Source organism: Olsenella porci, from assembly GCF_009695875.1.
GTDB classification, from domain to species: Bacteria; Actinomycetota; Coriobacteriia; order Coriobacteriales; family Atopobiaceae; genus Olsenella_H; species Olsenella_H porci.
This window is the reverse complement of sequence record NZ_VUNC01000015.1, coordinates 1-1,021: the sequence shown is the minus strand read 5'-3', so window position 1 is coordinate 1,021 and position 1,021 is coordinate 1. Positions and strand designations below refer to the sequence as shown.

The 1,021-nt window shown below is 66.8% G+C and carries 1 pseudogene; it reads right to left on the bottom strand.

Going from position 1 to position 1,021, the window contains the following annotated elements:
* Positions 1-1,021, bottom strand: a pseudogene (locus tag FYJ68_RS10025) (serine-rich repeat glycoprotein adhesin); the annotation flags it as partial.

Below are 1,021 nucleotides of genomic sequence, written 5' to 3'. Positions count from 1 at the left end.
GAGTCCGAGAGCACGAGCGAGTCCGAGTCGGAGTCGACCTCCACCTCTGAGTCCGAGTCCGAGTCGGCCAGCGAGAGCGAGTCGGAGTCCGAGTCCGAGAGCGAGTCCGTCAGCACCTCTGAGTCCGAGTCGGCCAGCGAGAGCGAGTCGGAGTCCATCTCCGTCAGCGAGTCGGAGTCCATCTCCGAGTCCGAGAGCGCATCCACCTCCGAGTCCGAGTCGGAGAGCACCTCCGCCTCCGAGTCCGAGAGCACCTCGGAGTCGGAGTCCGAGAGCGAGTCCGTCAGCACCTCGGAGTCCGAGTCCTCCTCGGAGTCGGAGTCCGAGTCCGAGTCCACCTCCGAGTCCGAGAGCGAGAGCACGTCGGAGTCCGAGTCGGAGTCGACCTCCACCTCTGAGTCCGAGTCGGAGTCCGAGAGCGAGTCCGCCTCCGAGTCCGAGAGCGAGTCGGAGTCCGAGAGCACGAGCGAGTCGGAGTCCGAGTCGGCCAGCGAGAGCGAGTCGACCTCCATCTCCGTCAGCGAGTCCGAGTCCGCCTCCGAGTCGGAGAGCGAGAGCACGAGCGAGTCCGAGTCGGAGTCCGAGTCCGAGAGCGAGTCCGTCAGCACCTCTGAGTCCGAGTCGGCCAGCGAGAGCGAGTCGGAGTCCATCTCCGTCAGCGAGTCGGAGTCCACCTCCGAGTCCGAGAGCGCATCCACCTCCGAGTCCGAGTCCGAGAGCGCCTCCGAGTCCGAGTCGGAGAGCACCTCCGCCTCCGAGTCCGAGAGCACCTCGGAGTCGGAGTCCGAGAGCGAGTCCGTCAGCACCTCGGAGTCCGAGTCCTCCTCGGAGTCGGAGTCCGAGAGCGAGTCCGCCTCCGAGTCCGAGAGCGAGTCGGAGTCCGAGAGCGAGTCGGAGTCCGAGAGCACGAGCGAGTCCGAGTCGGAGTCGACCTCCACCTCTGAGTCCGAGTCCGAGTCGGCCAGCGAGAGCGAGTCGGAGTCCGAGTCCGAGAGCGAGTCCGTCAGCACCTCTGAGTCCG